Source organism: Ferruginibacter paludis, assembly GCF_030409685.1.
Taxonomy (GTDB): Bacteria; Bacteroidota; Bacteroidia; order Chitinophagales; family Chitinophagaceae; genus Ferruginibacter; species Ferruginibacter paludis.
In genome coordinates, this window is the sequence record NZ_JAUFQJ010000001.1 from 217,808 (window position 1) to 232,717 (window position 14,910).

The 14,910-nt window shown below is 39.9% G+C and carries 14 protein-coding genes; 5 read left to right on the plus strand and 9 right to left on the minus strand.

Annotated elements, in window-relative coordinates; all coding sequences use genetic code 11:
• The first annotated feature begins 45 nt into the window (after nucleotides 1–45).
• The 4 genes from QWZ08_RS00955 to QWZ08_RS00970 all read left to right on the plus strand — a co-directional run bounded on the left by QWZ08_RS00955 (nucleotide 46) and on the right by QWZ08_RS00970 (nucleotide 5,241).
• The gene (locus tag QWZ08_RS00955; RefSeq protein ID WP_290335282.1) at nucleotides 46–2,487 is read left to right on the plus strand and encodes a DEAD/DEAH box helicase family protein; all 2,442 of its coding nucleotides are present in this window, start codon (nucleotides 46–48) and stop codon (nucleotides 2,485–2,487) included.
• An 81-nt stretch (nucleotides 2,488–2,568) separates the two neighbouring features.
• Complete coding sequence (locus QWZ08_RS00960) at nucleotides 2,569–3,786, plus strand: hypothetical protein (protein WP_290335283.1); 1,218 nt, start codon at nucleotides 2,569–2,571, stop codon at nucleotides 3,784–3,786.
• A gap of 78 nt (nucleotides 3,787–3,864) precedes the next feature.
• Complete coding sequence (locus QWZ08_RS00965) at nucleotides 3,865–4,464, plus strand: DUF1684 domain-containing protein (protein ID WP_290335284.1); 600 nt, start codon at nucleotides 3,865–3,867, stop codon at nucleotides 4,462–4,464.
• An 84-nt stretch (nucleotides 4,465–4,548) separates the two neighbouring features.
• The gene (locus QWZ08_RS00970) at nucleotides 4,549–5,241 is read left to right on the plus strand and encodes a CPBP family intramembrane glutamic endopeptidase (protein WP_290335285.1); all 693 of its coding nucleotides are present in this window, start codon (nucleotides 4,549–4,551) and stop codon (nucleotides 5,239–5,241) included.
• 223 nt (nucleotides 5,242–5,464) lie between these two features.
• On the opposite strand, the gene QWZ08_RS00975 is transcribed toward QWZ08_RS00970, so the two are convergent.
• Nucleotides 5,465–7,297 carry a hypothetical protein gene (locus QWZ08_RS00975; protein ID WP_290335286.1) on the minus strand — a complete coding sequence of 611 codons (1,833 nt, stop codon included), beginning with the start codon at nucleotides 7,295–7,297 and terminating at the stop codon, nucleotides 5,465–5,467.
• A gap of 271 nt (nucleotides 7,298–7,568) precedes the next feature.
• Here QWZ08_RS00975 and QWZ08_RS00980 point away from each other — a divergent pair, with 271 nt between their 5' ends.
• A complete protein-coding gene (locus tag QWZ08_RS00980; protein WP_290335287.1) occupies nucleotides 7,569–7,979 on the plus strand; it encodes a DUF1016 N-terminal domain-containing protein in 411 nt (136 codons plus the stop codon).
• 252 nt (nucleotides 7,980–8,231) lie between these two features.
• Here QWZ08_RS00980 and QWZ08_RS00985 read toward each other — a convergent pair whose 3' ends face one another.
• The 8 genes from QWZ08_RS00985 to QWZ08_RS01020 form a co-directional block, all read right to left on the minus strand.
• On the minus strand, nucleotides 8,232–9,146 hold the full coding sequence (locus tag QWZ08_RS00985) for a GlxA family transcriptional regulator (RefSeq protein ID WP_290335289.1): 915 nt from the start codon (nucleotides 9,144–9,146) through the stop codon (nucleotides 8,232–8,234).
• Nucleotides 9,147–9,344: 198 nt separating this feature from the next.
• Nucleotides 9,345–10,868 (minus strand): ArnT family glycosyltransferase, encoded by a 1,524-nt coding sequence (locus QWZ08_RS00990; RefSeq protein ID WP_290335290.1) that lies wholly within the window; start codon nucleotides 10,866–10,868, stop codon nucleotides 9,345–9,347.
• A gap of 636 nt (nucleotides 10,869–11,504) precedes the next feature.
• Complete coding sequence (locus tag QWZ08_RS00995) at nucleotides 11,505–12,080, minus strand: helix-turn-helix domain-containing protein (protein ID WP_290335291.1); 576 nt, start codon at nucleotides 12,078–12,080, stop codon at nucleotides 11,505–11,507.
• Nucleotides 12,081–12,092: 12 nt separating this feature from the next.
• Entirely contained in the window at nucleotides 12,093–12,494 is a 402-nt protein-coding gene (locus QWZ08_RS01000; RefSeq protein ID WP_290335292.1) for a DUF6010 family protein, read from the minus strand.
• A 28-nt stretch (nucleotides 12,495–12,522) separates the two neighbouring features.
• Complete coding sequence (locus QWZ08_RS01005) at nucleotides 12,523–12,948, minus strand: DUF2147 domain-containing protein (RefSeq protein WP_290335293.1); 426 nt, start codon at nucleotides 12,946–12,948, stop codon at nucleotides 12,523–12,525.
• 67 nt (nucleotides 12,949–13,015) lie between these two features.
• On the minus strand, nucleotides 13,016–14,197 hold the full coding sequence (locus QWZ08_RS01010; RefSeq protein WP_290335294.1) for a DJ-1/PfpI family protein: 1,182 nt from the start codon (nucleotides 14,195–14,197) through the stop codon (nucleotides 13,016–13,018).
• A gap of 116 nt (nucleotides 14,198–14,313) precedes the next feature.
• Nucleotides 14,314–14,670: a hypothetical protein gene (locus tag QWZ08_RS01015; protein ID WP_290335295.1), complete on the minus strand. Its 357-nt coding sequence runs from the start codon at nucleotides 14,668–14,670 to the stop codon at nucleotides 14,314–14,316.
• A 1-nt stretch (nucleotide 14,671) separates the two neighbouring features.
• Nucleotides 14,672–14,866: a hypothetical protein gene (locus QWZ08_RS01020; protein WP_290335296.1), complete on the minus strand. Its 195-nt coding sequence runs from the start codon at nucleotides 14,864–14,866 to the stop codon at nucleotides 14,672–14,674.
• Between the last annotated feature and the right edge of the window lie 44 nt (nucleotides 14,867–14,910).

Sequence of the window (14,910 nt, forward strand, 5' to 3'; positions counted from 1 at the left end):
TTCATAATAAATTTTACTGTAAATTGTCCAATCCTTACACACAGCATGAACCAAAACCCTGAACAACTTGCCCTTGATCGTATCGACTCTGAATTAATCCGGAGTGGCTGGTGTATTCAGAACAAAAATCAAATCAATTTAAACGCAGGCACCGGAATTGCAATCCGGGAATATCCAACAGACATTGGTCCAGCCGATTACGTGCTCTTCGTAAACAAACAACACGTAGGCATCATTGAAGCCAAACGTGCAGAAGAAGGCGTACACCTCACTATGCATGAAGAACAGACAGAAGGTTACCGCACGGCCAAACTAAAATACCTCAACAATCAACCCTTATTCTTTGGTTACGAAAGTACTGGCGATGTAATCAGGTTTACTGACTCCCGTGATCCCAAACCAAGATCAAGCCCTGTGTTTACTTTTCACCGGCCGGAACTTTTTGCGGAGTGGATAAAACAGGATAAATCATTAAGGGCAAGATTGCAGGATATACCTGCATTGCCTGAAATCGGTTTAAGAGATTGCCAGGTGCTCGCCATCAACCAGCTGGAAACATCTTTTAAAGATGCCCGGCCAAAAGCGCTGATACAAATGGCCACGGGTTCCGGTAAAACTTTTACCGCCATTACTTTTATTTACCGCTTATTAAAATATGCCAAAGCCAAACGCATTCTGTTTTTGGTCGACACAAAGAATTTGGGCGAACAGGCCGAACAGGAATTCATGGCCTATGTGCCCAATGATGATAACCGCAAGTTTACTGAACTCTATGGCGTAACACGGTTAAAAAGCAGCTCCATACCCAACGATAGCCAGGTGTACATTTCCACCATACAAAGAATGTATGCCATTTTAAAGGGAACCGAAATGGAGGAAAGTGCGGAAGAACAAAATCCCAATGAACGCTTTCAGCCAAAGGAACCTTTGCCAGTGGTGCACAATGAAAAAGTGCCGATGGAGTTTTTTGATTTTATCGTGATAGATGAATGCCACCGCAGCATTTATAATTTATGGAAACAGGTACTCGATTATTTTGATGTATTCCAGGTTGGCTTAACTGCCACACCCGATAACAGAACCTTTGGTTATTTCAATAAAAATATCGTGAGCGATTACGGGTATGAAAAAGCCGTGATCGACGGCGTGCTGGTGCCCTACAATGTATTTACCATCGAAACAAAAATCACCAAAGAAGGCAGCAGAATCACCATGGGTGAAAACGTAGACAAACGGGAACGCCTCACAAGAAAAAAATTCTGGGAAGCTGTAGATGAAGATACTGAATACAGCGGCAAACAACTGGATAGAGACATCGTAAACCCCAGCACCATAAGAACCATCATCAGAGCCATAAAGGAGAATCTGCCCGCCATGTTTCCTGATAGGGCCAGGGAGATTCGAACTCCCATGCCGGATGGGCAAGGGCACACGGAGACGGTTTTTGAAGTCCCTAAAACATTCATCTTCGCCAAAACAGATTCCCACGCCGAAGACATCATTGAAATCGTTCGCAATGAATTTGCCGAAGAAAATAAATTCTGTAAAAAGATCACCTACAAAAGTGTGGAAGATCCCAAGACTGTGCACAGCCAGTTCCGCAACGATTACTACCCACGCATAGCCGTAACCGTTGATATGATTGCTACCGGCACGGATATCCGTCCGCTGGAAGTATTGGTATTTATGCGGGATGTAAAAAGCCGCAGCTGTTACGAGCAGATGAAAGGCCGTGGCACCCGTACCTGCAGCCTGGAACAATTAAAAGCCACGGGCACGCCCTCTGCCAAATTTACCAAAGATCATTTTGTGATCATTGATGCCATTGGTGTGGAGCAATCGCAAAAAACCGACAGCCGCCCGCTGGAAAAAAAGCCCGGCATGAGCCTGAAAGATTTGTTGCAAAATGTAGTCATGGGCAACACGCAGGAAGACATCCTCAGCACACTTGCCAACCGCCTCATCCGGCTGGATAAACAGATCAATGAAAAAGAAAAAGCCAGTTTTGCAGCACAGGCCAACGGTCATACCATCCTGCGTTTACCCACGCGTATCTTTTATGCCAATGGTGTAAAAGCAAATGTGTTGTTCTGGGATGGCAAGCCAGCAGCAAAGACCCCATGGACAAAAGACGTATGGGTATATGATTACAGAACCAACATTCACCACACGCTAAAGAAAAATCCATTTAAGCTGGATGACCTGAAAGATTTTATAGAATGCTACAACCCCAAAAATCGCAACAAGCGAAAAGAAACTTACCACACAACAACCAACCCCGAAGGACGTTTCAGAAAGTTTAGCTACGATGAAATCATTGCCAGGGATAAAACATCTTTAGACATCACCTGGCTGAAAGATAAGTCCCTCGCTGACTTGGATAACCTGCCGGACCCGGATGTGCTGGCACTGGATATTGTAGAAAACCTGGAAGCAGGGCTTGAAAGTTTCAGGGCGATTATTGCGGCGTTGAATATGAAAAATTGATTGCTTCATTATACAATTACAACCTTTGCCTGTCTCTTTTGCTGCTAAACATCTAACACATAAATCAAAGAAGTGTCGCCTATGGAAGACCTGAATGAAGAAGAGGAATGGGAATACCCGTTGTCTGGATTTACTAAAATATTTTACAGTTTAACGTCCGCTGCAATATTCCTGTTTGGCCTTTACCTGGGCTCAACCCCTTCGCCGGCAGGTATAGCATTTTCATTGACTGTTGTATCGGTTTTAATGTTACTTGCAGGCTTAATTGTTCTTAATGTAGCGAGAAAGAAACTGGTCATCACTAAAGACCGCATTTTATACACCAGCCTGTTTTCAACCAGGGAACTTCCGATACAATCAATCCGGGGATATAGAGTTTCTTCCAAAGCAATCGTGATAGAACCTTCATCGCCGGAATACGGCCGTATCTATATCGGAAACTATACTGATTTAGCTAACAGCAGTGATATCCGGAAATGGGTAATGGCTAATTTCAAAGATGTAAATGCAGAAGACCTTGCAATAGCTCGCCATCAAATGCTGGAAGATCCCACCGTTGGTAATTCGCCGGAAGAACGTGAAAAAAGCTATCAGCGGGCAAAAGTCTTTGCATACGGGTACAATACTATAGCGATTATAACAGGCATTGTCATGGCGTTAATTTCTTCGGCTTTTAGCAATATTTGTTTATTGCTAATTCCCTGGATTGGTGTGGTGGTAATGTTTAGTAACAAAGGCCTGATTAAGTTGTATGGTGCAAGCAACAGAAGCATCAACCCATATGTTATGCCTGGCATTGTTTTGTCTTCCGTCTGCATGCTTGTAAAATCGGCAAAATTGTATACCCTGCTGAATATAGCACCCCTCTTGATTCCCTCAATGCTTGCGGCTACTGTTCTTATTGTTCCCTTGTATTTGAGAGGTAGAAATGCTGCAGCCGGAAGCCTGCAAGGCCAGGTAATTTTTATTTTAGTTGCCGGTTTAATATATGGTTTTGCCAGTATAAGGTTAATAAATTGTGCTTTTGATGCCAAGCCGGCAGAACTATACCAGGCTGAAGTATTGCGGCATTGGTATACAACCGGCAGGGGCCGGGGATATTTTATTAAACTTAGTCCATGGGGACCACAAACCGAACCAAGCAAAGTGGAAATTGGCCGGCAGTTTTATCAAAACACTTTTATTGGAGATTCTGTACTTGTACGATTAAAACCAGGCTTGTTGCAATTACCCTGGTACCGGGTAGAAAGGCGGGAGGATAACATAATTACTGAGCGAAAAGGAATTAACCCCAATTGAATTCATTTTTTCAACACTCAACTCAACTATAACAAATCAAAACATTAAACAACACTAACACAACAACCAGTTCCACAAATGAAAAAAACATTAATCGCTCTGCTGCTTCTTGGCAACGTTGCCTTTGCCCAAAGTAATAGCCATGCTGCCTATATTGATACAATAAAAGCGTTTCAAAAAAATTACATCGATACCCACGAAGTGGTAAAAGGAGAAGACCGGAAATATTTACAATTCTTTGCTCCGGATGAAACCTATAAAGTATTAGCGAGCTTTGAAAAACTAAATGATGTGCAGGGTTTCAGCATGCCAACCTCAACCAAAGCAATGCAGCAATATTATAAGTATGGCAGAATAACTTTTAAAATCAACCATCACCTCTGCCACCTTTTTGTATACCAGTCAAAAGATTTAATGTCTACAAAAGATTATGGCAATTACCTGTTTATTCCTTTTACTGATCCAAGCAATGGAGTGGAAACGTATGAAGGCGGAAAATATATAGATCTAACCATGCAGGATATTAAAAACAATACACTGGAAATTGATTTTAATAAAGCCTATAATCCTTACTGTTGTTATGTTGCCGGCTATAGCTGTCCAATTCCGCCAAAAGAAAATGCATTGGAGATTCCGATATTGGCAGGAGAAAAAAAATATACGAAGCCGGTTCATTAGTTATTACCCTGCACAGCATGCGCACTCAAATAAAAGTGCAGAATTACTATTTGCCAATTTATATAGAAACCATCCAAACTGATAATGACATTTTCAACAAAGGACAGTAACTATTTTTCCATCAGGGGAATTGTATTCATTTTCTTATTCCTGTTTCTGATTGGCCCACTTGCTTCGTCGCTGAGCCATTTTGGTTTGTTGACATTAACTCCTGCCACTTTCTTTATTTCCAGGTTGATTTATTGGTTAGCCCTTGGCTTATTATGGCTTTATGCGGCCAAAATCGAAAAACAACCGATTTTAATTTGGAAGGAAAAAAGTTATACCGCTCTGCAATACATCGGATCATTTTTTTTAATTTTTTTGATTCTCATCATTGGGATGATAATAATTAACTTTCTCTACTCTTTAACGGGCTTAAGCAAAACAAGTACTGCACTGGCAGACACCGTAGGTATTTTGCGGGATCATTTCCTGCTGGCTGTTTTTACAGCCCTAACGGCAGGTATTGTGGAAGAGGTTATTTTCAGGGGTTATATACAGCCAAGGCTGGAGAGTATTCTAACAAATTTATCCGCCTCCATCATCATTTCTTCGCTGCTGTTTGGCTTGCTGCATTACAAGTATGGTACGGTCATAAATGTTATCGGCCCCTTTTTTATCGGTCTTATTTTTGCGCTTTATTACTCGAAATACAGGAATATAAAAATGATAATCATTTGTCATTTTGTATGGGATATGATTGCGATTTTGACATTAATGAGAATGCGGCATTAATTATTCGGCTTAAACCATTCGCCCCAGTTGCAAGAGTGGACTACAAAAATGAAGTTTGCTTTGGTGCAAGGCGCAGGGTGGGAATAAGCGTCGCTATCCTTGTGCCAGAGAACAAATGCGATAACAATAATAATGCACCCACTGAGTCACCTTCACTTGCCATGAATGGTTATTATTGAGGGAAAGAAAGCTTTCACGCGTAACCAAATTTTTTAATAAAAAATTATTGTTCCACACCCGCTGTATGTATATTATGAATGATCGGCCCCTGCTGATTGGTAATTTTTCTTACGGTGATATTTATTGAACCACCAGGAAGATCAAGTGGTACTGTTTCAACGATAATATAACCTTGTATAGAGCCGTCGGGCCTGGTTCTTATTTTATCAAATAAGACATCATGGGTTTTCTGCAGCTTTATGATAGAATTATCAACAACCTTTAATACCTCGACTCCGTTGTATTTACGTGAAAAGGTTTGTGCTTTTACTTCTTGCGGTGTATTGTTTGTAAAATCAAAACCAATTCCATCAATATCATATTCGTACGAAGTGAACCCGGTTATTGTGGCAGCTCTGGAACCGGGTTTTGGAAGTTGAAATGGAATATAAAAGCTCCGCGTAAGATGTAAGCCTGAAGCTGCTATTTCGGCATTGCTTGTTTTATCAAAGTAGCCGTTGCCGTCAGCTATCGCAATTAACTGCAGGTCTTTACCGGCTTTGTACCAAAGTTGATTTACCGGGTGTATTTCATTGTTTGTATTGATATCTAATTTTCCCAAACCAATGCTGCTGCCAGTGAGGGGGATAGATGCCTTTGCGTGAAAGTCCAGGATATCAGCCATCCACGGACCATATATGCAAACATTGCTGTCTTTTAAAATTTTTACCAGCAAAGGATTGTGCGGGCTCGTTGTTTCGTTTGTATTTCCATTGCCTGTATTGATGTTATAAAGGTTTTTCATTTTTACCTCACCCTCAATGGTCGTTTTTTGTTCAGAAGATTTTAACCACCTGTTGTTGGTTGCCCACGAAAAATTGCTGGCAGGAGTAAGTTCAATATTTACATCTTTATCAACAGTCAGTTTTGTATGCAGGTAATCCTGGGAGCATATGGATACATCCTCATTCATCTTTCCGCATACGGTTACTTTATTGGCACTTACCGGATACCAGGCATCAATCCACATAGCGGTGGAACTACTTCCAAACAGCCAGTCTTTTATTTCATCCGCAAATTCTATCAGTACTTTTCCTGTATAGGGAATCATACTCAGTGCACCACCAACCACTGAAATTCCGGCTACCTTGCCAGTAGCCCATTGCAAAAAGCCGCTCGGTAACCTGGAGGCGTCGATCAGTTTTTGATATTTGTACACCGTTTCGTTGGGCTGGTTTGCATGATAATAAAAAGGCTGGTTATTGGTTCCTCCAATTACACCTGCACCCATTTGATTGGTATTAATATTATTAAACTCATCTATTTCAGCCTGGGTTGCCTGCGGAGCCACTGCCAAATCGTTTGGGTCGGGCTGGTGTGGCGGAGTGGGCGGTGCAACAACCGCAACAGAACCATTGGGGTTAAATCCATTGGCTCTTTGCCTTTCCCAATGGCCTGCAACAAATTGTCCATTTAGCATTTTACCCCTAACCCAAATCAACCCATCAGTATTTTTTGCGTTAAACACTGTAATATAAGCGGTCTTGTCATTAAAGTTATATTGCCCCAGCTGAGCACAGTCTTCCATCAAATCAACGGATGCGCCATACCCGCCACCGATATCTGCATGGTCATAAATAATTGCCACTAAGCCTGCTGGTATTTTAACTGAACTAACCATATTGCCCAGATTGCCGGAATCAGTTAAAGCGAATGAGCCGATACCAAAGGTTTTACTTTGCCCGCCAAAGTTGTCGTCTTTAAAAAGCGTTACAACATTTTGACTTACTGCATTAATTAAAACAGGGCTGTTTTTGGGAAGGTTACCTTTGATGATTTGAGCCAGCATAGATTGACCCAATGAAATGAAGGCAATAGCTAAAAGGATCTTTTTCATATTGTGATGATTTAAAAAAATGTACAATTGAAAATTGTCTTTTGTAATATTGATGCTTACCCTAATGTAAAAAATCCCGTTTACAAAAAGAAGCAATTGCCAGGCGGTAGCAATTCAATAACAATTCATGGTGGCGTTGCCGGAGCCGCTTCGAATTCTTTTCGCCTAATTAAATACTAAGCCAATTATTGGATAATAATCAACCATTCAATACATCTATAAGTGGATAGAATTACCACACTTTACCATTAAGAAATGGAAATCAGATAGTATGCAATTAAAAAAGGAACTCATACAACAAATACAGTCCATCATTGCCACCGCAAAGGACAGAGCCATTCGTTCGGTTGATACTGACCGGGTGCTGATGTATTGGCAAATAGGCAAGGTAATTTTGGAAGAGGAGCAGGAAGGCAAGGAAAGGGCTGGTTACGGCGAGTTTCTTATAAAATCATTATCAGAAATGCTTCAGCAGCAGTTTGATAGTGGCTTTTCCATCCGCCAGTTAGAAATGTGCCGCCAGTTTTGCCGCACATTTCCAATTACGAACGCACTGCGTTCGCAATTCAGCTGGACACATTACCGCACACTCATACGCATTGATAAAAAAGAAAAACGGGAGTTTTACATAGCCGAAGCAGCAAAGAACAACTGGCCAGCGATAAAGCAGGCATTAAGGTAGCTGAATACCTGACTGAGTTGCCCAGCAAAAAATTACTGCAACAGAAGTTACATGATGCCATAGCAATTTCAAAAAAGCAGCTGGAGAATAACTACTTGAAACCGGAAGAAGGCTGACTTGCGCCAGCCACTCATATCAAAGTCTAAATTGCCTGCAATACGGTGTTGCGGGTAATTTAGACTTTCACTTATAAAGCCTGCAATTTCTGATTCATTTCAGAGCGGATTTTAATTTATTAACACCTGAAGTGCATCAGTTTTTTAAGATTCGCTGTAATTGTCTTGCTGTTTTAAAGCCGCACTGGGAGGCGATATATTCAATAGTATAATCAGGATTATTCAGCATAGTATTAGCATACTCTTTTCGTAGCAGTGTTAAATATTCCAATACCGTAGAGCCCGTTTTTTCTTTAAACACCCTGCTCAGATTTCTTGGGCTCATACCCACAAGCGACGCCAGGGATTCAATACTGTTCTCTTTGGAAAGATTATCAATCAGGTGATCCTGCACCTCATGTACCTGGGGATTAATGTGATTCCTGTAGTCGAGGTATATGCTTTGTTGTTTGTGCCTGCCACTTCTTCTGTGATATACCACCAGTCCACGGGCGACTTTATGCGTAAAAAGCGCACCTTTTAAATCTTCAAGAATAGCTAATGCCAGGTCAATACCGGCACTGATACCTGCGCTTGTGTAAACATTGTTGCTTTTTATATATAGGATATCTTCAACTACTTTTGCCTGTGGAAACTGCGTTTGTAAAGCCTTCACTCTTCTCCAGTGCGTAGTACATTCGGTGTCTTTCAGCAGTCCTGCATGCCCCAATGCAAAGGCTCCGTTGCAAATTGAACATACAATTACTTTCTTTTCCGAACATTCTTTCAGCCAGTTAAAGAATGCCCTTTCGGCCTTGAATGGAATACTGTTAATATAGTCGTTGTCCATGCCGGGTACAAAAACAAAATCTCCTTCCTTTAATTTTGCTTTTTTATAATTTTCAATTTTGCCAAATCCAAGACCGGCCGTGCTAACGGGTTCCTCGCTGTACTGATAAAATTCCATCTCGATTTCGAAACCATAAAATTTGGCTTCCGTAAAAACCTGGACAGGTCCGGCAAGGTCCAGCAGTTCGACCGTAGGAGGGATGATAAAGGCTACCTTTTGCATATTATTTTGTTCTTTAAATTATTTAATAAAGGTAAAGAGATGTTTTGCTGAGATCCGGACAAGATGGTGTCAATTACAGACAGTTAAATTGCTATCAGTTTCATGAAAATTTTAAAAATGCCTGATAAATATTTAAGCTGCCAGCCGGGTAACAAATTGAATCCGTATCCATGGCTTTCCTTTGCTGCTGCAGTCATATCATCGATCGTTTTTCTCTTCATCAATTTCGTTCTGTATTCTTTTATTTATATCAATCTTAGCCTTTATAAAAACAAATATGGTTGTTCCATATTCCCTGGCAAAAGAATTTGTTATGGCCCCAGCTACATACGCAGTGTCAAAAAAAGGCCCCGTTTCTTTTAATTCATTGTCTTTCTCCTCTGCAGTTTTTACCCTGATTAAGTTATCAAATTTTTTATCCAATACAAACCAGTTGATATAATCTGCATTAAAAGAAACGGCCCTGTTGTTTTTATTTTTTGTATAGTAATTAATAGCCCCGGCCTGGCCATAATTGTCACAAAGAATGAGCGTGTGTTCACGCTCCGGAAGCGTTGAATGAATTGAGTCAATCTTGTACGCCAGCTCTTTCCAGCCAAGCATGTCTGCAAAGTCCTGTGGCAGGGAATGGTCTTTGCCGTCTTCCCAGCGTAATAAGCCCCAATTTTTATATGCCCCCGGATGACCTGCAATATAGGCAGGGCTTTTATTTGGAAATATTATTTTGTATATAGGGATGAAAAATAATAATGGCAGGGCTATTACAGGGGGCTTTAAGTATTTTTTCCAGCCAGGTTGTAAAACCCTTTCGAGGTAAACGGAACCAAAAGCTATGTAAACTGGATATAATCCGATGGCATAGTAGCTTTTTGCTTTCAGATAAGTAAAAATTGCCAGCGTAAAGCACAGTGTCCAAAAGAAAAACCTGTATTTTTTGAACGGCGGGTAAAATAACAGTGCATATAGTGCTGAAAAAATCACCAACAATGACCCGATAAAAAAGAGCAACTGATCTTTTAAAAAATTCCACCTGTTTACATTAACCAGCTGTGTTTTAGCCAACTGTTCCAAATGGTGAAATACAGGAAAGTTGTTGTGGTACTGCCATGCAAGATTGGGTGAAATAAGTGCGAGGCCCAACAAAATTGAAAGGTAAAAATGTTTATTGGTAAAAACCGAGCGCCTTGTTAGTAAGAGAGCGGGCACAAGTCCTGCCAGCACAAAGACGATATTGTATTTATTTAAAAACCCGATAGCAAACACAGTCATTGCTATGTAAAACCATTTCGGATGTTCATCATTGGAGTATTTCACCAAAACAAAGCAAAAGGTGGTCCAGCAAAGTACATCCAGCGAATTGGGATGATATAATAAGTTCAATCGCAAAAGAGCGGAAAATAATACGCAGGTGGCGCCTGATATCAATGCAAAAAGATTTCCTTTCAATGCTTCAATGGTTTTCCAGACAACAACTATTGTCAGCGCACCAAATAAAGCAGGAAAAAATCTAACCCAAAAAAGGGAGTTGCCTAAAAAGATGATGATGCTGGAAATCCAGCTTGTAACAGGAGGTACCGAAGTATATCCCCAGGCCAAATGTTTTGCCTGGTCAAGATGTAAAAACTCGTCCCGGTGCAACTCATATTCCTGGCCCACTACCATGTATTGGAGCAGCAATTTCGCAATGACAAAGAGTATTAAGATGTTTATTTTCTTTTTCATTCATTTATATTTTACCCCTGCTACAAGCTAACCTGTTTCAAGTTAATTTAAAATTTCACATTTAAATCCCAGGTTATTCAGATCTTTTACAAATTCCTCTGTATGGGAATTTTCCTTCCATTTAATCATAAATTTTGACGGGATCATGTAAGTCAAAATCTACTCCGGCATCAAATAATATTTTTTTCAGGCTGTTTAATATGCGTTTTGCAGCTGCCTTACTTTGACCATTCATCTATCGTGGTATAAGTATTTATTTGGTGTGCCGTTTATGTCTGTACTTATTTTGATTTTTACTGGTGCTCTGAACATAAAGTTATCCGGAATGGGATAATCCGGGAAGACAAACTTCTGTCATAAACAGACATAAAAAAAGCCGCCCCATTAAGGAACGGCTGGTGGTTGCTTCAGCAGGATTAACTTACTTACAGTTTGCACAAGTACAGTCAGTACCGCAGTTGCAATTAACACAGTCGCAGTTTGGGTTACCGCATTTTACATTTTGTGTGGCCTGGTTTTTTGTTGTCGTTGATTTCATGTTTTTATTTTTTAATTGTTATTTGATATCACAAAAGTAGGTGGAGACAGAAGGGTGGTTGTTACATTACTTTGGGTAAACGTTGTACAATTTTGGGTTTAAATTTTATCCAGGGATTTACGCTTTGCAATGCCGATCTCTTTAAAGTAAGTAGGCGTTAGCCCTGTTATTTTTTTAAACTGGGTAGACAGATGGGCTGTACTGCTGTACTCCAGATCGAAGGCAATTTGCGACAAAGTCAGTTGCCCGTAAATTAATAGCTCTTTGGCTTTTTCAATCCGCTGTTCAATAAAATAATTTTCAATAGTTCTTCCTTCAACAGAAGAAAATAAACTGCTCAGGTAAGTGTATTCATGACTCACTTTTTCGGTAAGATAACGTGACAGTTTTATTTTGCTTTCCTTTTCATCGACTTCGTTTCGGGCCCGTTTAATGACAAGCTGCTTAATTTTTTCAATGAGCCCTACCGTATAATTGTCAATCAGTTCAAAGCCAATTTTACCCAGCTTATTTACCAGCCGCTCCTGTTGGTCCGGCGACAGTTTTTCCGCCAAATTGATCTCACCAAAATTTACATTTTGAAATGGGATTGATTCCTTTTTTAAAATGTCCTCCACCGCAAGTATGCAGCGATGACATACCATGTTTTTAATAAGTAATGTTGTTGAAGTCATAACGATGGTATTTTAATTATGTGCCTTCATTTTCAAGTTTCGCTTGTTAAGAATCAAAAGGTATACAGCAATGGAGAAGTCCAGCGATGAACAAAATAAACCGTAGTGCGGGGGAATTAATCCGGGGTTCTGAAAATAGTGGTATGCAATATCCCAGCAGCCATGAAGCAAATAGCCTGCTGCCAACAAGACCAGGCTTTTCTTAATTCCATAATATGCCAGGAACAGGAACAGGATTGCCTGCGCACAATTTACAATGAGTGCCTGCAAATTCGTCCAGGCAAATCCAACATAGAGAAATCCAATTCCTGCAAGTGCAAGACCATAAATTATCTTTTTATCCAGTTGTTTTAAAAGACCAATCAATAATATTATTAAAAGCCCCGAAGAAACTCCGATGATTGTTGCAACCATTGTTTTATAGTTTAGTATGTCAATGTATTTATTTTATTCTTTCAAAATATTCAGTGCGGCCAAACAGAGAAATCCCGATATAACCTCTTACTTTAAGTTTGTCTCCTTCCAGGTTCATTTTGCAGGCGTATGTTTTACCAGTTTCCGGATCATATATCTCACCGCCACTGTATACCCCGTCATTGTAAGAAAACTTAGTTAATAATTCCAATCCCAGCACATCCCTGTTTTGTAATTCTTTCGCCGGATTTTTAGTGTCCTTTCTGGGTGTTGCCAGCCATATAAATTTCCCAAAGTATTGCTGGCCCTTTAAATAAATTTCAATTTTTGCATCTTTTTTAGGCGACCAGTATATCCCGATAATCTCGTTGGGAGAAATATGTTTCGCTTCCATAAATGCCTGGCAAAACAGTGACAGTAAAGTCAAAAAGATAACTGTGTGTACTTTTTTCATAATCTTTATTTAAGTTGATCGTTAGTGATTATATTCTTTTTATTGATTTTATTTTTGCGTTAAATTATTAGTTGTAATCCAGCGATATTTTCACAAATTCGCCGAAGCGGCTTCCATATTGTTCATTGATTCTTTTTAAACAAATATCAATCGGGTATTGCTGTTGGAGGGTGTCGTAACAGATTATTTTAGCATTGTTAAAAATCGATCCGGCATCTTTTTGAAATGAGGAGGGCTTCAATAAATGCACTTCATCTAATCCTTTTAACCGGGCTTTACCTTTATTTATCAATGTCAGTCCATATTTTGTTTGGATGGTAGTGTCGTTTAAATTGAAGGTTGTAAACGATGCAGGGAAAGTGCGGCCATAGGTCTCTATGATGCTTGCCATTTCAAATTCATTCATCCCATTTTCAAGCAGCATACCTATGTTCCTGTTCTTTCTGAACATAACTTTTTTAACCACAGTAAATATATTGCTGCTACCGAGTGCCACACTTGTATGAGTTGTTTTAATTGCATTAACAGGATAATAAATACTTCTCAAAACGGTTTGCATTGTTTCCCTGCCAAACAATTCATTGATAACTGTAAGGCTGCCTTCCACGGCATTGGATACACCTGCGGTACTGTAAAGATTGCCGCTATTTGCAACCGCAACATCTTTTATCCAATCCGGTTTACTGAAGTGTTTTTTCAAACCGGTAAAGTCAGATGCATGACAGGTTAAGGGTTTGCCATCGTAGAGCCCCGTGGCAGCTGCGGTAGATGCGCCATCACATACGGCCAGCATTTTAGTGGTTGGTGTAAAATGGACTTTTATCCAATTGGTAATTGTCGAATCCTGGTGTTCATCCCTTGTTGATAAGGCCGGAATTACAATAACATCAGCTTGTAGTTGCATAGCGTCGGCTTCGTCAAAAGTTAACTGTGGTGCCACAAACAGGTCCCGCTTTATTAAAATGGGCGTTTTGTCTTTTGTAATGATATACACATTGGCTTTTTCAGTTGCGTTGAATAAATAGAATGGAGCCAACATATCAAACAGTACGGTCAATCTGGAATCTGCGATGATGAAGACATTTTTTTTTGCTGCATCATGGACCAGCTGTTTCATCTCAAAATTACGTTCACCCTGCCAGGGGGCTGGCGGATGTGTAAGATTACGAACAGGGCCGCAGGCATTTAAGCATAGTGCTGCTAACAATAGTAAGCTTACTGCTAAAGCTGAAGTTTTAAATATTTTCACGATGATGATAGTTTTTGATGGCAAAAAAATGCCTTGTAATTAATATTTTTTCGGAGAACCAGCCGTCAAAAACAGACGGCTAAAAATGACAGCCATTCTATTGACGAAGTATTGAATTAGTAGTCCTGAATTTCAGATTTTGCAAATTGCTTTTTAAACGCAAAGTGATACCGCTCACTTTCACCAATGCGAACAGGATAGGCGTTAATGAATACCCAACCGTCTTTGCTCATATAATTCATGGCATCAATAATGGTATTAAATTTTTTAATTTTTCCATCATAAGTTTTAAGCCTTGTATCCCGCCAAAAACTTTTCTCTTCACCAAAGTCAATATCAATGGTTACTTTATTACTCAGTATTCTTTGGGTAGCGATTAGCTGGCAGTATTGCTCAATCTTAGAAGTGTCTGACTGTGCGTTTGAAGCCTGTGAATACAATAGGACGACAGCTATTATGATAAATTTTTTCATTTTATTTGTTTTTAATTTGATTGATTAAATTATTGAATACTTCCTGTTTAAGATTTGATGTTGAATCGGCTTTGGACATTTGAGCATTAAAAGTTCCAGGCGACTTGCCAGGTACTTGCTTTATTTCAAGAGACACACATTGCAGAAATAAAGCAACAGAGCCAGCAACCTTTAGTCCGAACAGGATTTTTTTCATTTTGTTATTATTTAACTGCAGTTTGATGATGTAAAAGTATAGTG